We start from the raw sequence: 16,325 nt of genomic DNA, 5'->3' as shown, positions 1-16,325 counted from the left end.
GTGGGCGGAGGGCCGCCGAGTGAGTAGCCGCCGGGCGTTCGTTCATGGGATGTCCGCGCGATGGGTGGCGGTGCGGGCCGGAGGGCCTCGGGGGAGTGCCCGCCGGGTTCCACCCAGGGGATGTCCGCGCCCCGCTGTCTCGCGTTTGCCGGACTCCTTCCTCTGACCTGGGGGGTTCTGGGGTTTGGGGTTGGTGATCTAGGAGTGGATGGTGGCTCTCGGGGGCGGTCTTGACTGGGGGAATTCCGTCCTATCGCCCGCGGGGGCCGTGCGTCCCCGTACGATTTGTTCATGCCCCGCCGCTTGATGCGGTGTGCGGTGCCGTTGTGTGTGTTCCTCGCCGGTCTGCTGGCAGGTCAGTTCCCCCTCGCACCATCGCTCGCGCACGTGTCCACCGCCTCTGCCTGGTCCGCGACCGTTCCTGACGAGGTCGTGCGACAGGCGTCGTCGGCGCGCCTCGGCCGGGACGCCGCGCTCGCCGACGTCAGCGGCGTGTCCGGCACGGCGGTCTGGGCCGTCGGGCAGACCGGGCTCTGGGACGTCTGGCGCAACCGCGGCATCGTCACCCGCTGGAACGGCGCCGCCTGGGCCGAGGTGCCCACGCGCGGCGACGCCACCGGGGCCGGGCCGCTGCGGTCGGTCAGCGCGGTCTCCGACAACGAGGTCTGGGTGGTCGGCGACGGCCACGACGGCGTGCCCTATGTCGGGCGGGGTGGCGGCGGCGGCATCGACCGCGTCGTGGTTCCGCAGGTCAGGGCGGGCGACTGGCTGCGTGCGGTGGCGGCGGAACCCGGCAAGGCGGCGATCGTCGGCAGCCGGGGCGGCCGGGTGCTCATCGTGACGAGCGGGCCCGCCTGGAAGGTGCACGAAGGTCCCGACGGCGTTCTCCACGGCGTCGCGCTGCGCGGCAAAGACGGCTGGGCCGTCGGCAACAACGGCGACGAGCCGCTGATCATGCGGCTGTCGGGCGGCGCCTGGAAGCCGGTCGCCCTGCCCGACGTCGAGGGCGGCTACCTGCGCGACGTCCACATCACCAGCCCCAAGCGGGCGGTCGCGGTCGGCGGCGTGTTCACCGACGACGGCACCACGCGCCCGCTGATCCTGCGCTGGGACGGCAAGAAGTGGCTCCGCGAGACCCTGCCCGAGGGCGACGCCGAGCTCTACGGAGTGACCGGCGACGGCGACGGCGGCTACTGGGCCTCGGGCTACGACGCCGACCGCCCCAGCGAGGCCTTCCTGCTCCGCTACACCGACAAGGAGTGGAAGCCGCTGCGCGGCGAGGCCGGCACCGGCGACCGCTCGGTCCGCCTCCAGTCGGTGGTCCGCACCGACGGCGTGACGATGGCCGTCGGCCACGTGCTCGCAGGCGACCACTACAGCGACCTGGTCGAGACCTTCGGGCCGAAGGAACCGCCCGTCCGCTAGGCGGCATGACGATGGCCGTCGGCCACGTGCTCGCCGACGGCCATCTCTCGTCTTCGTCCGGGCTAGATCACGGCTCCGTCGTCCCAGCCGTCGTTCGGTGGGCCGTCGCCCATCCGGACGACCAGGGCCACGAACCCGCCGATGAAGGACGCCACCGCCGTGAAGACGATCCACGGGTCCATCGGCAGCTTCAGCATCGCGGCCAGCAGTAGATAGGCGGGCCCGCCGAACAGGGCGGTCCAGGCCACCCTGGTCACCAGGTCGGCCTTCGGCAGCGGCGGAGGAGGCGGCGGGACGTAGTGGTCGCCGTCCTCTTCCTCCACTGTGTCTTCGCCGGAGTCGTCCGGCGTCTCATCGCTGGGTTCTTCCGGCTCGTCAGGTAGGGGCGGCGGCGGTTCTTCGCCCTGCGGGACGTTCTCCCGGTCAGGCCATGGCTGATCAGCCGGATCGTCTCCGGCTTTTTCGTTGAACGAGGCGACGATCTGACGCCAGACCTCGTCCTCGTCACTCTGCGGCGTCACATCGATCCCAGGTCACATGTCTTTGGTCAAGGGTACCGAGGCGTGCGCGCGGACGAAGTCGAGGCTCCCCGAGAAGATGAGCGGGGCGTCATTGTCGAGCGTCGCCACGTGATAGCTGTTCACGCACTCCCGGATTTCCAGGTTCTCACCCATTCTGTCGCGCAGGAACGTCACGCTGGCCGCTTTGACCACATGATCTTCCGGGCTTCGGAAGACAAGCACCGGTTGACGGATCTTCGCCAGCTCGGACTGGGTGAGTTTCCAGAGTTTGGGCAGCGTCGCCGCCGCCCGCACCGGAGTCCTGGTGTACGCCAACTCCGTCGCCCCCGCCTTCTTGATGTCGTTGGCCACCCCCGCGACCGAGGGCAGCACCCACTTGAGCACGGGCGCGAAAGTCAGCGCCGGGTTGTCGTTCACGACCGACGGGTTCACCAGCACCAGCCCCCGTACGGCGGGCCCGTGGACCTCGGCCAGGCGCAGGCCGATGCAGCCTCCCATCGAGAGGCCCATCACGAACACGTCGGCGCACTTCGACTTCAACACCGTGAAGGCCCGATCCAGTTCCGCGTACCAGTCCTCCCAGCGCGTGCGATTCATTTCCTGCCAAGTGGTTCCATGCCCCGGCAGCCGGGGCAGTGAGACCGTGAGCCCGGCCCCCGCGAGGTGCTCACCCCACGGGCGCAGCGACTGCGGCGTCCCCGTGAAGCCGTGGCAGAGCAGCACCCCGACCGGTCCGCCCTCGTGGTGGTAGGGCTCCGCGCCCGGCAACAACGGCATGGCACCTCCCGATGGGAAATATGCCCGATAGTCGCACGTTAAGCCGTAGTCGTGCGAGTGGAGTCGGCGTGGCAAGATGACACGAACACACGGCACTAGATGGCATAGGCGATGCCGAGAGAAGGAGCCCCCGAGTGTTCTACTGGGTGGTCAAGGCCATCCTCTGGCCCTTCCTCCACACCGTGTTCCGCCCTTGGGCGGAAGGGGTGGACAACGTGCCCAAAGAGGGCCCCGTCATCCTGGCCGGCAACCACCTGTCGTTCGCCGACCACTTCTTCGGGGCGCTCTTCCTTCCCCGCAAGGTCATCTCCCTCGGCAAGTCCGACTACTTCACCGGTTCCGGTCTGAAGGGCGTGCTCAGCCGCGCCTTCTTCTCCGGTGTCGGAACCGTCCCCATCGACCGCTCCGGGGGCAAGGCCAGCGAGGCCGCCCTCACCACCGGCCTGCGGGTGCTGGGCGAGGGCCACGTCCTGGGCATCTACCCCGAGGGCACCCGCTCGCCCGACGGCCGCCTCTACAAGGGCAAGACCGGCGTGGCCCGGCTCGCCCTCGAGTCACGGGCGCCGGTCATCCCGTGGGCGATGGTCAAGACGTTCGAGATGATGCCCCCCGGCCGGCTGCTCCCCAAGTTCGGCATCCGCCCCGGCGTCCGCTACGGAAAGCCGCTCGACTTCTCGCGTTACTACGGGATGGAGAACGACTTCCACGTGCTGCGGGCGGTCACCGACGAGATCATGTACGCCCTCATGGAACTCTCCGGTCAGGAATACGTCGACAAATACGCGGCCAGCGCCAAGGTGGAAATGGTCCGCGCGGCCAAGGCGGCGAAAGATAAGTAGTGATCTACAACGTAAAGGGCCCGGGCTTCTGAAAGCCCGGGCCCTTCGTCGTCTCTAGCGCTTCCAGAAAGGCTTCTGGACGTCGCCCGTCAGCCCGCCCAGCAGTTTCTCCGTCTTGGCCCACATGCGGGCCAGGTCGAAGTCGGGCCGCTCGGCCCACTCCAGCTCACTGGCCAGCGCGGACAGCTCCTGATGCCCGCCGACCATGTGGGCGGCCACCTTCAGGCGGCTGGCCAGGTCGGCCAGGTAACGGCGGCGCTCGTCGTCGGGCCTCCCCTTCGCCTCGGCCAGCCGGGTGAGCTCACCCTGGAGCAGCGGGACGATCCCACTCATGTCGGTCTGCGGCGCCTGCTCGCGGCCCGGGTGCGGCATCATGCGGTCGGCCTGCCCGCCGCCGCCGAACGCCTTGCGCAGCCTGCCCGCGACCTTGGGCGCGGGCATCGACCTGGGCATCGACTCGGGCGCCGACCCGGGCGCGGGCATCGGCGGGGCCATCGGAGCGGACATCGGCGGGGCCATCGGCGCCCCGGCGGGTGGGGGCGGGGCGGCGAACCCGAACGCGGCCTGGGCCATCATCGGCGTCGCGCCGCCCGCGGCGGTCAGGTGGACCGGGGAGTCCCAGCCCGACGGGGTCTCCACCGGCTGGATCACCTGGTGCAGGGGAGGACCGTCGCCGACCACCCGGGCGTCGATCGCCACGAACGCGGTGAAGCGGCACAGCACCCCGAACGCCAGCGACGTCTCGACGATGCGCTTCTCCAGGGTGTTCTCGCCGATCGTGTAGCGGTCTTCGAGACGCCGCAGCTCGGCACGGGCCCAGATCGCGCGGGCGGCCGGATTGGCGCTCTCCCGTGCGGTCACGGTCTCCGACCAGGGGGTCGCCGCCTGGCCGCGTACAGAGATCGAGGCCTTTTCCGAGGCGGCACGGTAGCGGCCGTGGGCGGTGAGCGGGACGCCCGGGAACAGCGAGCCCACGTGGGTGACGCTGTCGCCGGTGATGGTCAGGCCCTCGGCGTGGAGGGTCAGGTCGGTGACGAGGGGGGCGCCGATGCGGCGGTGGATGTGCTCCATCGCAGTGTCGAGCCGGTCTTCCGACTCGACGAGCTCGCACCGGCCGCCGCCGAGCAGCGCCAGGCGGCCGAGGAACCCGGCGTTGACCGCCCGGTCGATGCCGACCGTGTGCACCCGGACGTCGCCGGTGAGCCTGGCGCCGACGCGTTCGATGATCTGGTCTTCGTTGCCGACCTGGCCGTCGGTGACCATGACCAGCACCCGGTCGCGGCCGGCGTCGGTCAGCAGGGCCAGCGCCGACTCCAGCGGCTGGAGCATCTCGGTGCCGCCCCGGGCCTCCAGGCGGGCCAGGTGCTCGATCGCGCGGTAGCGGGTGCGGTCGGTCGCCTCGGCCAGACCGGGGAACGGCTGCTCCACCGTGTGGTCGAACGAGATCACCGCGAACCGGTCGTCAGTGGTGAGGGTGTCGACGATCCGGGCGGCGGCCCGGCGGGCGGCGACCATCTTCCAGCCCGACATGCTGCCCGACCGGTCGAGCAGCAGCACCACATCGCGGGGCCGCCGTCGCTGCTCCACCTCCGGCGGCAGGACGGTGAGCGCGAAGGTGCCCTCCTCGCCTTCGGCGTCGGGCGTGAGCGTGAGCGAGGTCGAGGCGGCGTATCTGAACCGGAGGATGAAGTCGCGGTCGAGCCGCTCGCCCGGCCGGACCGTCAGGGTGTCGCCCTCACGGTCGACGTCGTGGAGGCTGCTCTGGATCTCGGTGATCTCCAGCCCGGCCGGGTCGAGCGTCGCGCTCAGCCCGAGGCGGACCCTGCTGGGGAACCCCGGCAGCAGCACCGGCGGCGTGATCCTCGACGCGTCGGGCACGGCGTCGGTGTCGGCCTCCGTGCCCGCTCCCACCGGCGCGCCGTCGAGAGGCGCCCCCGGGATGTAGCGCGGGGCCACGACCAGCGGGAACCGGAACTCGGCCGCGCCGTCCTCGTAGGGGAGGGGCTGGCTCAGATCGAGGTGGACGATCACCCGCTCGCCCGGCACGATGTTGCCGACCCTGATGGCGAAGACGTCGGGCCGGTCCTCCTCGGCGATGGCGGCGCGGCGGCCCTCCTGAAGAGCCCGCGTGTACGCGGCCCGCGCCTCCCCCCGCTCCTGGAGCACACCCTCGACCACGTGCCCGTCGGCCTCCATCCGGAACGCGGTGACGGCGGCCCGCGGCGGCAGCGGGAAGACATAGGTGGCCTCCAGGGCCACGTCATGGGGGTTGCGGAACCCCTGCACGACCTTGACCTCGGCGGACAGCGCCGCGATGGCGGCCCGGACGTCGACCGACTCCAGCGGCAGGTTGCCCTTCTCGGTCTCCAGGGCGCCGAACCCCGCGTCGGGAACCGGCAGGATCTCGTCGGGCCTGATCGGCGTGATGGGAACGGTCATGACTGGGTCCCTTCGGAGAAACCAAGGTCGGTCAGGAGGTCGATCAAGGGTTGGGCGGCCAGCGTCACGGCCGCACGTTCGTCGTCGGTGAGCGGACGGGTCAGGAGCAGCGCGGCCTCCGAGGTCAGGCCGACGCCGTGGAACGCGAAGGGGAAGCCTTGGCGTGGAAGCGCGGAGACCGGTTCGGACTGAGCGGCGGTCTGGTCGACAGAGACGGCAGCCGCCGGTCGAGCAGCCCAGAATCTGGACCGGACTTGGGCCGGATCCGGTTCGGCGTCGCGGGAAAGTCCGTTCGGCGACGGGAGTGCTTCCTGCTGCCCGGCTCCCGCCGGCGCAGGAGGGGGCGCCCGCCGCGCGGCGGGCGCTTGTTCGGCAGGCGTAGTGGGCGCCGTGCCGTTGCCCGCCTGCCGGGAAGCCCGGTCGCTGGTCGAGCCCGCGGGCTTGGCGGAGTCCGCCGTCCCCGCCAGTTCGGCCAGGTGGGCGTTGGTCGCGCCGACCAGTTCGGCCTGGATGGCCGCGATGGACACCCCTTCGGCCTGGCGGCGCTTGACCGCCACCAGCTGGAGCAGGTGCCGGCGGCCGTAGAGGGCGACCCGGCCCCGACGGGCGAGCGGGGGGTCGAGCAGGCCGATCGTCGTGTAGTAGCGGATCAGGCGTTCGTTCGGTACGTCCCTGATCCGGCCGTTGGCAGGCGCCAGCCCGGCGAGCGCGGTGGTGGCGCGCTCGGCCAGTTCGGCGATGGTCCAGGTCTCGTCCATGCCTCCACAGTGACACTGTCACAATGACACTGTCAAATGGGGAATATGGGTGATTCGTCCTCCGTTAGGCGCTATAGACCGACTTTGTGGGAGGGAGATCCGCTTTCATGGCTTCGATCACCAGCCTTCTGAGCGCGGAGGACAAGAAGGTCACAGCAGAGGCGCTACAGGGATCGCTCGTCGATCTACTGGACCTGTCGTTGCTCGGCAAGCAGGCGCACTGGAACATCATCGGGCGGTCGTTCCGCTCGCTGCACCTGCACCTGGACGAGATCGTCAGCATGGCGAGGGAGAGCGCCGACAGCGTGGCCGAACGCGCCGTCGCCGTCGGACTCAACCCCGACGGCCGGGCTCGCACGCTCGCCGAGCACACACACCTGCACCAGCTCGAACCGGGCTACATCGAAGACGGCAAGGTCATCGCTGCGATGACCGACATCCTGGAGTCGATCGTGCGGCGCATGCGCGAGCGCATCGAGATGACCGAGAAGAGCGACGTGGTCACCCAGGACCTGCTGATCGGTATCACCCGGGAGCTGGAGAAGCAGCACTGGATGATCCAGGCCCAGCGCTGAACGACCCCCCGACTTAGACGGCCGCCGCTCCTGATCACGTGATTGGCTGGATCCTTTCAGGAGCGGCGGCGCCAACCTGGGTCACCGGGAACCGATGCCGCAGTCCCTTCCGAGGGCCTGCGGCATCGGTGTTCTCACGCTTCGAGCGAGGCCACCAGCTCCGGGGCCTCGGTCGGTTCGAAGATCGGCTGGAGGACGAACGTCCACCCCGGTCGCAAAGCCTCGAGTTCGTGGACGTAGTCCCACGCGGGCCGGGCCGCCATCGGACCGATGACGATGCTGTCGCAGTCGCTGTCGTCGCCCTCGTCGCGGACGGTCACCTCGATCACCCACTGGGACGACCACTCGGCCGACATGGACTCGAAGGAATCGTCGCTGTCGTCGGCCTCGGCGTGGACGGGATAGATGAGCGCCATCGTGGATCACCCTTCCGATCGGGGGGACGACGGTAGCGTACCGCGACGAATCGGTTACAGTAGCCGTCGCGCGAGGTCGGTCACCGAGGGCGGTGCGGCCAGCAGCGCCCGCAGCGGATCCCACTTGGGCCCCGGTTCCAGACCGGCGCAGGTCAGCGCCTCATGCCACGCCGCCGCGTCGCCGGCGGCCTCCTCCAGCCGCCCGAGCACCGCCCCGCCCGACAGCCTCGACAGCAGATGGGGCCACCGGACGGTGAGGGCCGCCAGCTTCGCCACCTCGGCGTCGGAGGCCGCGCGTTCCCCGGCCAGCCGCTGGCGGTAGGTCACGAAGGAGTAGAACCGGAAGACGTTCACATAGCGCTTGAGCTCGCGCGGGTTCGACGCCGTCAGCACCGGCAGCGCGCCCCGGATGGCCCGGTAGGCGTTCTCGTCGCTGTAGAGGTCGTCGAACACCCGGTCGGCGGCCAAGCGGGTCTCCGCCCACAGGTTCCCGAGCGCCGAGGTCTCGCCCTCGGCCACCGCGACCGTGTCCTGGGCGGCGCGGGCGGCGTCGTCGAGGGTGTCGACGCGGGCCCCCGAGCCCCGGATCGCCCGCTCGATGCGGGCCACCATCGCCAGGTCGACCGACGGCCGGGCGGGGGCGGCGACCGGGGCGGTGCGCTGGGCCGGGATGTCCATGAGGGCGCGCACGTAGTCGGGCAGCCGGGCGTCCTCGTCGAGCAGCGGCACCCGCAGCGGGAGCTGCACGATCTTCTCCAGGAACCGCCAGCCGAGGTCCTCGCGCAGGTGGGCGGGCATGGTCTCGGCCAGGTCGCGGTAGGCCACCTCGACGTGCGCCGCGACCACGTCGGGCTCCATGGCCAGCACGAACACGCAGTTGGGGAACTCCCCGGCCAGGAACAGGTTGATCGCCTCGATCACCTGGGCGACCGCGCCCGAGGAGCAGCGGTCGAGGTCGTCCACGAAGACGACCAGGGGGCGCTCCGAGGTGGCCACCAGGTCGAGCACGTGTCCCATGTCGGTCTGGACGAGATGCAGGAACCCCGTCCGCGCCCCATATCCCGGGCCGTCCCCGCTGAGGGGGTCGGGCGCCCGGACCAGGGAGGCGAAGGCCGACTCGGCCGATTCGGTGAGGAAGCGCGCCAGACGTACGGAGGCGGCGAAGACGGCGGCCACCGCGCCCCCGGAGGCGAGCGCGCCGGCCGTACCGGAGAGGAAGGGCAGCAGCGGCGCGGCCAGCAGGGACGCGCCGGACAGCAGCAGGGTCAGGACCAGCCCCAGCAGCACCGGGCCGACCCGCATGAGCGCCAGGTGGTAGGCGCGGCGGCGGACCGCCTCGCGGTCGACGCGGGCCAGGTTGAGCCGCAGCCAGAAGCGCTCCCGCTCGGCGCGGGGGAGCCGGTCGGTGATCTGGGTGATGATCTCGTGGGCGAGGCCGGCCCAGACCTGCTCGTCGTTCTGGTACATCCACGGGTTGAACCAGACCGTCGGCCGCCAGGACCCCGAGGTCGCCCCGACCGGCGCCGGCTCGCCCTCCGGGGCCTTCGCGGCGGCGCGGACCTCCGCGTTCGTGATGCCCTCGGTGGACCGGTCGCCCGGCCACAGCCGGGCCATCAGCCGGATCAGCCGGGCCGGCGGCCGGGCCGGGAGCGATCGGGGCAGCCGGAGTTCGCGGGCGTGCCCGTCCGAGGCGCCGGGGTCGAGTTCCTCCTGGATCATCCGCATCAGCGAGGTCTTGCCGGTGCCCCAGGGGCCCTTCACCCCGATCGTCAGCGGCGGCCGGGTCTCGGCGTGGCGGATGAACGCGGCGATGGCCTCCGCGTAGACGCCGTGGCCGAGGGTGTCGTCGACGGTCCAGCGGTCGGGGGTCAGCCGCGCCCGGGGGCGGGTCGCCTTGCGGCGGGCCCGCCAGCGGCGCAGCGCGCCCGGCAGGGTGGCCTTCTCGTCGGGATCGAGGCGGGCCCGGCCGAACAGGGCCACGGCCGGATGGCTGAAAGGTTCACCGAGCAGCCCCCATTCGGCGAGCTCGGTGCGGCCCGCCCGCGCGCCGCCGAGCACCTCGGCGACCTCGCCGGTCAGCCGCTCGCCCTCGGCCAGCAGGCTGCCGCGCCGCAGCAGCAGCTGCGCCTCCGGCGACAGGTGCTCGTCGTAGATCCGCGCGACGGCCTGCTCGGCCGACTTCGGCCGCGGGCCGCCCAGCATCGCCGCGGCGCGCTCGAACACCGTCGGCAGCGTGCCCGACACGGTGCCCCGGACCGCCACCGCGACGTCCAGCGCCTCGGGCGAGGTCAGCAGGTGGGGCAGGAACTCGGCGTGCTCACCGAAGGCGGCCAGGGCGTGGGCCAGCAGGTCGGCGACCGAGACCACGCCGTCGCCGCCGAGGTCGGCGTCGAAGGTCAGCAGGCCGTCGGCGACCACTTCGGTCAGCGAGGGCGCCCCCGGTCTCACCTCAGCGCCGACGGCCAGCCCCGTGGTCAGCGCGGCGGCGACGATGCCCGGTGGGGCCGGCAGGGCGCTGACGGTCTGCTCGTCGGGGGAGGCGCTGCCGATCCAGCCGAAGTCGACGATCATCAGCACCGCCGAGGCGGTCGACTCCCCGGCGGAGGCCCCGAACCGCTTCACCAGCGTCGCGAAATCGGCCCCCGACCAGGTCGACGTCGACGGCCAGCGCACCAGCAGCAGCTCGCCGGGCCGTCCGGAGCCGAGGAACTCGGCCAGCCGCTCGTGGTCACGCCGGCCGGCCGGGCTGGTCTCGACCGCGTAGCCGGAGGATCTGAGGGCACTCGCCAGTCGCCGGGCCGGTGGATCCTGGTCGAGGAACACGAGAGCACGGCGCGAAGTGACCGCCGGGGCGATCACGTCGGGAGAGAGGGGCATGGCCGATCACTTTAGGAATGGTCCAGGACCCCGCTGCCCGTGGTTTGGGCAAAGTTTTGCCCGGGGACCCGTGCCGATTCCCCGGAAGTTCACATAGCTCGGTTCGACTGTCCCCGCCTGCCGCGCGTAGCGTGAATTGTGAGGGAGGTCCCATGGCTGCCGGTTCGGGGAGGTTCGCGGCGCGGATGAAGACACCTGGTGATCCGGCGATCGAGCTGGCCGAGGGCTTCACCAGCCGGGTGGTCGGCCGCACCGGCGAACGGGTCGGCGGGGTGACCTGGCACCAGGCGCCCGAGAACGGCGCGTGCTTCGCCGACGGCGACGGCTGGATCTACGTCTCCAACTCCGAGATCCCGCTGCTCGGCGGCGTCTCGGCACTCAAGTTCGGCCCCGACGGGTCGATCCGCAGCGGCTACCGCATCCTGTCGGGCACCGACAGCAACCGCGCCGGGGGCGCGACGTCGTGGAACACGTGGCTGTCGTGCGAGGACACCGGCCGCGGCCGGGTCTTCGAATGCGACCCCTACGGCCACTTCGCCGCCATGCCCCGCCCGGCCATGGGCCTGTTCCGGCACGAGAGCGCCGTCTGCGACGAGGTCCGCCAGGTCATCTACCTGACCGAAGACCACCCCGAGGGCTGCCTCTACCGGTTCCGCCCCGACGACTGGGGCGACCTGACGACGGGGGTCCTGGAGGTCATGCTCGGCACCGGCCCAGGACCGGTGACCTGGGCCCGCGTGCCCAACCCGTCGGCGACCGACGCCCCTACCCGCGACCAGCTTCCCGGCGCGGCCCGCTTCCGGCGCGCCGGCCGGTGCTCCACGTCCGGGGGCTTCTGCTACTTCTCCACCGACGACGACCGGGTCTGGTCCTACGACCCGGCGGCGGGCGAACTGTCCGTCCTCTACGGCGCCGACCCGCGCCTGCTGGCCGGCGCCGGCGACCTGTTCGTCACCCCCGGCGGCGAGATCAACATCATCGACGCCGACGGCGTGGTGACCTCACTCCTGCGCCTCGACGGCCCGGAGAAGTCCATCGCCGGCCTCGCGTTCTCCCCCGACGGGGAACGCCTCTACTTCTCCTCCCGCACCGGGGGAGTCACCTACGAGGTGACCGGTCCCTTCAAAGGCTGATTTCCTCTGTACGACCTCACGAGGCCACCCCGGCCCGCGCCGAGGCGGCGTCCCGGATCGCGGCTTCGACCTTCTCGCGCAGCCCCTCGCTGACCCGCGCGTCGAGCGTGATCAGCCCCGGCGGCCCCGCCAGGGCGATCACCCGGGTCCCCAGGGTCGTCGCCTCGGTGACGTCGTGGGTGATGAACAGAATCGTCACCCCGGTGCTCCGCCACAGCTCGCGGACCTCCTCCTGCATGCGCTCCCGCGCGAAGGCGTCGAGCGCGCCGAAGGGTTCGTCCATCAGCAGCACCTTGGGCCGGGGCGCCAGCGCCCGCGCGATGGCGGCCCGCTGCCGCATGCCGCCCGACAGCTCGTAGGGCTTCAGCCTGGCCGCGTTCTCCAGGCCGGTCATGGCCAGCAGTTCGGCCACCCGCGCGGCGCGCTCGGACCGGCTCAGCCGCCGCAGCCCGAACCCGATGTTCCCGGCGACGGACAGCCACGGGAACAGCCGGGGCTGCTGGAACACCACGCCCCGCGAAGGACCCGGCCTGGTCACCGGCGCACCATCGGCCAGCACGGTCCCCGCCGTGGGCGGGGCGAACCCCGCCACCAGGCTCAGCAAGGTGCTCTTGCCGCAGCCGGAGGGCCCGACCACGGTCAGGAACTCCCCGGCGGGGATGGCCAGATCGATCGGCCCGAGCGCCGGGCGGTCGCGGTAGACCCGCGTCACCGCCCGGAGCTCGATGGCCGGCTCAGGGGAGGGCATCGGTCAGGAGGCCCTTCTGGAAGACCGTCAGCTCAGGCACCGCGTCCAGTTGCTTCTGGCCGACCAGGAACTCCGCCGCGCTGCGGAGGTTCTCCGCGAGTTTGCCCGGGGCCTCGGTGGTCCCCAGGTATTCGGGGGAGCGCTGCTCGGTGGCGTCGAGGAGGACGAGCTGGCCGAGCTGGCGGGTCGCCTCGGCCGGGTCGAGGTTGAGCTGGCGGCCGATGGCCGCCGCCGCTGCCGGGGTGTCGCTGCGGGTGAGCTTGACCGCGCGGTCCTGCTGCTTGAGCCACTCCGCCAGGATCTCGGGGTGCTGGGTGGCGAACTCGTTGCGGACCACGGCCAGGTCGGCGGTCAGTTTGCCCTTGGCGGCCAGCTCGCGGCTGGTGGCCAGCACGGCGCCGTCCTTCTCCAGCTCGGCCAGGACCGGCGTCCACACGTAGGCGGCGTCGATGTCGCCCCGGGTCCACGCCGCCTGGATGTCCGGCGGCTGGAGGTCGATGACCTTGGCGTCGGTCACGCCGGCCTCGGCGAGGACCGCGAGGAGGCTGTAGTGGGCGGTCGAGGCGAACGGGGTCCCGATCGTCTTGCCGGCCAGCCCGGCGACCGAGGTGATCTCCTTCTTGGCGACCAGGGCCTCGTTGTCGCCGATCACGTCGAAGATCCACGGCACCCGGTAGGGGATGTTCAGCGGCGCGGAGAGGCCACGGGTCACGGGGCTGCTGCCGGCCAGGCCGATGTCGATGGCGCCCGCGATCATCGCGGTGTTGACGTCACCGCCGGAATCGAACTTGGCCCAGGTGACCTCGGTGCCGGGGAGCGCCTGCTCCAGCCACTTCTGGTCTTTCACGATCAGGTCGCCGTTGGGGATGAGCTGGTAGCCGATCCGCAGGACCGTCTTCTTCTCGCCAGGTGACTCGGCGGGGGAGGAGCAGGCGGTGGCCAGCACCAACAGCGCCGCGATGACGCGTTTCATGTGGGGGGCTCCTTCAGATGTGACGGCCGCGCCAGGGCACGAGCCGCCGGTCGAGCGTTTGCAGCAGATAGTCGATGAGCAGCCCGGACAGGCCGATCACGATGATCCCCAGCACCACCACGTCGGTGTGGTTGTAGCGCTGGGCGTCGCGCACCATGCCCCCGATGCCGGGTACGCCGTTGATGGTCTCGGCCGCGACGACGGTCGTGTACGCCACCCCGACCGCCACCCGCACCCCCGTCACGATCTCCGGCAGCGCGCTGGGCAGCACCACCCGATAGGGGATCTCCCACGGGCGGGCGCCGAGCGAGCGGGCCGCGTTCAGGTAGTCCTCGTGCACGCCCCGGACCGCGTCGGCGGTGGCGACCGCCACCGGCGGCAGCGCGGCGAGCAGCAGCAGCCACACCTTCGGCTCCTCGCCGATCCCGAACCAGATGACGAGCAGGCTCAGATAGGCCAGCGGCGGCAGGGTGCGGACGAAGGTCACCAGCGGGTTGAGCAGCGTCCGCAGCACCGGTACGACCCCGATGAGCAGCCCGAGTACGATGCCGCCGCTGATCCCGTAGAGGCAGCCGAGGACGATCCGGCGCAGGCTGGCCAGCAGGTGACCGGCCAGCGTGTAGTCGCTGTAGCCCTCGGTGGAGGTGCGGATGAACTGCTTCCAGACCGACAGGGGTTCGGGCACGAACACCGGCGGCCAGATCTTCAGCCACGCCACCACCTGCCAGACGGCCAGCAGGAAGACCACGGCCCCCAGGCGCAGGGCGAGGTTCATTTGAGCAGCGGCAGCAGGAACTCGCCGGCCCGGACCGACTCCTCCAGGTGCGGCCAGCCCGACAGGATGAACTCGTCGAGGCCGAGCGCGGCGTACTCGCGGATCTTCTGGGCCACTTCGGCGTAGGACCCCACGAGGGCGGTCCCGGCGCCTTCGCGCACCAGCCCGACACCGGCCCACAGCCCGGGGGAGATCTCCAGGTTGTCGGCGCTGCCGCCGTGCAGCCCGGCCATGCGGGCCTGGCCGACCGAGTCCATCCGGGCGAAGCGGGCCTGGGCGGCGGTGATCCGGTCGGGGTCCATGCCCGAGAGCAGGTGGCGGGCGTAGGCCCAGGCCTCCTCGGAGGTGTCGCGGGCGATGATGTGCAGGCGGATGCCGTAGCGCAGGGTGCGGCCGGTCTCGGCCGTCAGCTTGCGCATGCGCTCCAGGCGCTCGGCGATCATCGCCGGGGGTTCGCCCCACATCAGGTAGACGTCGGCGTGCTCGGCCGCGACCCGCTCGGCCGCCGGGGACGCGCCGCCGAAGTAGATCTCCGGCGGGTTGGCCAGCGGCGTGGCCAGGCCCGCGTTCTCGACCCGGTAGTGGTCGCCGGTGAAGGAGAAGGGCACGCCCTCCCAGGTGCGGCGCAGCACGTGGAGGTATTCGGCGGTCCGGGCGTAGCGCTCGTCGTGGTTCAGGAAGTCGCCGTAGGCGCGCTGCTCCACCGGGTCGCCGCCGGTGACCACGTTGAGGCGCAGCCGGCCGCCGCTGATCTCCTGGAACGCCTCGGCCTGCTGGGCGAGCAGGGTCGGCAGCGTGAAGCCGGGCCGGAAGGCGACCAGGATGCCGAGCCGGTCGGTCCGGGCCGCCACGGCCGCGCAGGTGACGAGCGGGTCGGGGCAGCCCAGGCCGACCGGGGTCAGCGCGGCCTCGAAGCCGGCCTCTTCCGCGGCGAGGGCGACCTGGGTCAGGTATTTGAGCGTGGGCTGCCGGACCGGCGCCGCGCCGGCCGCGACCGTGGTGGTCGCGGGACGCACGTAGTGGCCGTCGCCCGAGGTCGGGAGGAACCAGTGGAACCGCATGCCCCGGATCTTATTCCGCTAATTCCTATCAGTAAAGCCGGAAATATCCCGCTCCCAGATCTCGTCCACGAACCCCTCGGCCTGCTCGGTGCCGGTGACCTCGAAGCCCGCCGCCTGGTAGATCCGCCGGGCGGCGGTCAGCACGTCGCGCGTCCACAGCCGGATCCGCGTGTATCCGGCGTCGGCGGCGAACCGCAGGCACTCCTCGACCAGCCGGGCGCCCACGCCGCGCCCGCGCGCCCACGGCTCCACCAGCAGCAGCCGCAACTGCGCCGTCTCGCCGTCTTTCCTGACACAGAACACGCACCCCGCCCGGCGCCCGTCGACCTCGGCGATCCACCCGCCCTGGCCCGGGTCGTCGAGATTGTCGAGGAAGTCGGCGCAGATCCGGGCGACCAACGCCTCGAAATCGGGCCCCCAGCCCTGCTCGCGCGTGTAGATCGCGCCGTGCCGCTGCACCACCCAGCCCAGGTCGCCGGGGCGCGGCGCCCGGATGACGACGGTGTCACTGCGGGGCCCGCCGCCGAGGATCTCCCGGATCGTGGCCATGCTGGTCAGGAGGCGTGGAAGCTCCACTCCGTCGATCAGGCCGGCGACCTGGGCCGCCGACTTCTGGTCGAGATCCGCGTATGTCGTCGTGCCGGACTCCGTCAGGGACACGACCTGACGGCGGGCGTCGTGATCGGCGCGTTCCCGGGTCACCAGCCCCTCGGACTCCAGCCGGGTCAGCAGCCGGCTGAGGTAACCGGCGTCGATGCCGAGCAGGCGCCGGATCTCGCCGGTCTCCATCGGGCTGGAGGTCTGGCCCAGTTCGTACAGGATCCTGGCCTCTGTCAGTGAATAGGGGGAGTCGTGCATGCCCGGTCCCAGCACGCCGATGACCTCGGTGTAGAAGCGGTTGAACGCCCGGACCTCCGCGATCGCGTCCATTGCTCTCCTCAAGCGAAACGTTGACTGAGGCAACGATAATGCGGATGCGCTAGGGTTCGAAACCTGCCCGCCTGTTCG

At 71.5% G+C, this 16,325-nt stretch carries 15 protein-coding genes; 4 read left to right on the top strand and 11 right to left on the bottom strand.

The features are described from left to right. Positions 1 to 291: 291 nt before the first annotated feature. Positions 292 to 1,425, top strand: coding sequence for a hypothetical protein (locus AW272_RS08355; protein WP_066362322.1), 1,134 nt, complete (start codon positions 292 to 294; stop codon positions 1,423 to 1,425). Between the two features lie 62 nt (positions 1,426 to 1,487). On the opposite strand, the gene AW272_RS08350 is transcribed toward AW272_RS08355, so the two are convergent. Both AW272_RS08350 and AW272_RS08345 read right to left on the bottom strand, forming a co-directional pair. Further along, a complete protein-coding gene (locus tag AW272_RS08350; protein ID WP_066362321.1) occupies positions 1,488 to 1,946 on the bottom strand; it encodes a hypothetical protein in 459 nt (152 codons plus the stop codon). A gap of 12 nt (positions 1,947 to 1,958) precedes the next feature. Next, positions 1,959 to 2,723 (bottom strand): alpha/beta hydrolase, encoded by a 765-nt coding sequence (locus AW272_RS08345; protein ID WP_066362319.1) that lies wholly within the window; start codon positions 2,721 to 2,723, stop codon positions 1,959 to 1,961. Positions 2,724 to 2,857: 134 nt separating this feature from the next. Between AW272_RS08345 and AW272_RS08340 the strand changes: the two genes are divergently transcribed. Then, positions 2,858 to 3,562 (top strand): lysophospholipid acyltransferase family protein, encoded by a 705-nt coding sequence (locus AW272_RS08340; protein WP_066362318.1) that lies wholly within the window; start codon positions 2,858 to 2,860, stop codon positions 3,560 to 3,562. A gap of 54 nt (positions 3,563 to 3,616) precedes the next feature. Here AW272_RS08340 and AW272_RS08335 read toward each other — a convergent pair whose 3' ends face one another. After that, on the bottom strand, positions 3,617 to 6,001 hold the full coding sequence (locus tag AW272_RS08335; protein WP_066362316.1) for a VIT domain-containing protein: 2,385 nt from the start codon (positions 5,999 to 6,001) through the stop codon (positions 3,617 to 3,619). Next, a complete protein-coding gene (locus tag AW272_RS08330) occupies positions 5,998 to 6,759 on the bottom strand; it encodes a helix-turn-helix domain-containing protein (RefSeq protein WP_066362315.1) in 762 nt (253 codons plus the stop codon). The genes AW272_RS08335 and AW272_RS08330 overlap by 4 nt, the downstream gene beginning before the upstream one ends. 107 nt (positions 6,760 to 6,866) lie before the next feature. Here AW272_RS08330 and AW272_RS08325 point away from each other — a divergent pair, with 107 nt between their 5' ends. Then, a complete protein-coding gene (locus AW272_RS08325; RefSeq protein ID WP_066362314.1) occupies positions 6,867 to 7,334 on the top strand; it encodes a Dps family protein in 468 nt (155 codons plus the stop codon). Positions 7,335 to 7,468: 134 nt separating this feature from the next. On the opposite strand, the gene AW272_RS08320 is transcribed toward AW272_RS08325, so the two are convergent. Together AW272_RS08320 and AW272_RS08315 are read right to left on the bottom strand one after the other, a co-directional pair. Further along, positions 7,469 to 7,750: a hypothetical protein gene (locus AW272_RS08320; protein WP_066362313.1), complete on the bottom strand. Its 282-nt coding sequence runs from the start codon at positions 7,748 to 7,750 to the stop codon at positions 7,469 to 7,471. Between the two features lie 54 nt (positions 7,751 to 7,804). Beyond that, a complete protein-coding gene (locus AW272_RS08315) occupies positions 7,805 to 10,627 on the bottom strand; it encodes a P-loop NTPase fold protein (RefSeq protein WP_066362312.1) in 2,823 nt (940 codons plus the stop codon). A 152-nt stretch (positions 10,628 to 10,779) separates the two neighbouring features. Between AW272_RS08315 and AW272_RS08310 the strand changes: the two genes are divergently transcribed. Further along, positions 10,780 to 11,760, top strand: a complete 981-nt coding sequence (locus AW272_RS08310; RefSeq protein WP_218010816.1) for an alkaline phosphatase PhoX — start codon at positions 10,780 to 10,782, stop codon at positions 11,758 to 11,760. Positions 11,761 to 11,776: 16 nt separating this feature from the next. Here the strand turns inward: AW272_RS08310 and AW272_RS08305 are convergent, their stop codons facing one another. From AW272_RS08305 to AW272_RS08285, 5 genes are read right to left on the bottom strand one after another with little or no spacing between them, the layout of a single operon-like run. Further along, complete coding sequence (locus AW272_RS08305; protein ID WP_066362308.1) at positions 11,777 to 12,508, bottom strand: ABC transporter ATP-binding protein; 732 nt, start codon at positions 12,506 to 12,508, stop codon at positions 11,777 to 11,779. Beyond that, positions 12,495 to 13,481 carry a taurine ABC transporter substrate-binding protein gene (locus tag AW272_RS08300; protein WP_066362306.1) on the bottom strand — a complete coding sequence of 329 codons (987 nt, stop codon included), beginning with the start codon at positions 13,479 to 13,481 and terminating at the stop codon, positions 12,495 to 12,497. The genes AW272_RS08305 and AW272_RS08300 overlap by 14 nt, the downstream gene beginning before the upstream one ends. A gap of 13 nt (positions 13,482 to 13,494) precedes the next feature. Then, on the bottom strand, positions 13,495 to 14,256 hold the full coding sequence (locus AW272_RS08295) for an ABC transporter permease (RefSeq protein WP_066362304.1): 762 nt from the start codon (positions 14,254 to 14,256) through the stop codon (positions 13,495 to 13,497). Further along, positions 14,253 to 15,317: an LLM class flavin-dependent oxidoreductase gene (locus AW272_RS08290; protein ID WP_066362302.1), complete on the bottom strand. Its 1,065-nt coding sequence runs from the start codon at positions 15,315 to 15,317 to the stop codon at positions 14,253 to 14,255. Before AW272_RS08290 ends, AW272_RS08295 begins: the two co-directional genes overlap by 4 nt. A gap of 18 nt (positions 15,318 to 15,335) precedes the next feature. Continuing rightward, positions 15,336 to 16,247: a bifunctional helix-turn-helix transcriptional regulator/GNAT family N-acetyltransferase gene (locus AW272_RS08285; RefSeq protein WP_066362300.1), complete on the bottom strand. Its 912-nt coding sequence runs from the start codon at positions 16,245 to 16,247 to the stop codon at positions 15,336 to 15,338. Between the last annotated feature and the right edge of the window lie 78 nt (positions 16,248 to 16,325).

Origin of the sequence: Herbidospora mongoliensis (genome assembly GCF_001570545.1) — a bacterium.
GTDB lineage: Bacteria > Actinomycetota > Actinomycetes > Streptosporangiales > Streptosporangiaceae > Herbidospora > Herbidospora mongoliensis.
This window is presented reverse-complemented; position numbering and strand designations above follow the sequence as displayed.

What these genes read in the sequence shown, in the direction of transcription:
- AW272_RS08355 (WP_066362322.1), top strand. Translation starts at nt 292, where the DNA reads ATGCCCCGCCGCTTGATGCGGTGTGCGGTGCCGTTGTGTGTGTTCCTC.
- AW272_RS08345 (WP_066362319.1), bottom strand. Translation starts at nt 2,723, where the DNA reads ATGCCGTTGTTGCCGGGCGCGGAGCCCTACCACCACGAGGGCGGACCG.
- AW272_RS08335 (WP_066362316.1), bottom strand. Translation starts at nt 6,001, where the DNA reads ATGACCGTTCCCATCACGCCGATCAGGCCCGACGAGATCCTGCCGGTT.
- AW272_RS08330 (WP_066362315.1), bottom strand. Translation starts at nt 6,759, where the DNA reads ATGGACGAGACCTGGACCATCGCCGAACTGGCCGAGCGCGCCACCACC.
- AW272_RS08325 (WP_066362314.1), top strand. Translation starts at nt 6,867, where the DNA reads ATGGCTTCGATCACCAGCCTTCTGAGCGCGGAGGACAAGAAGGTCACA.
- AW272_RS08320 (WP_066362313.1), bottom strand. Translation starts at nt 7,750, where the DNA reads ATGGCGCTCATCTATCCCGTCCACGCCGAGGCCGACGACAGCGACGAT.
- AW272_RS08315 (WP_066362312.1), bottom strand. Translation starts at nt 10,627, where the DNA reads ATGCCCCTCTCTCCCGACGTGATCGCCCCGGCGGTCACTTCGCGCCGT.
- AW272_RS08310 (WP_218010816.1), top strand. Translation starts at nt 10,780, where the DNA reads ATGGCTGCCGGTTCGGGGAGGTTCGCGGCGCGGATGAAGACACCTGGT.
- AW272_RS08305 (WP_066362308.1), bottom strand. Translation starts at nt 12,508, where the DNA reads ATGCCCTCCCCTGAGCCGGCCATCGAGCTCCGGGCGGTGACGCGGGTC.
- AW272_RS08300 (WP_066362306.1), bottom strand. Translation starts at nt 13,481, where the DNA reads ATGAAACGCGTCATCGCGGCGCTGTTGGTGCTGGCCACCGCCTGCTCC.
- AW272_RS08295 (WP_066362304.1), bottom strand. Translation starts at nt 14,256, where the DNA reads ATGAACCTCGCCCTGCGCCTGGGGGCCGTGGTCTTCCTGCTGGCCGTC.
- AW272_RS08290 (WP_066362302.1), bottom strand. Translation starts at nt 15,317, where the DNA reads ATGCGGTTCCACTGGTTCCTCCCGACCTCGGGCGACGGCCACTACGTG.
- AW272_RS08285 (WP_066362300.1), bottom strand. Translation starts at nt 16,247, where the DNA reads ATGGACGCGATCGCGGAGGTCCGGGCGTTCAACCGCTTCTACACCGAG.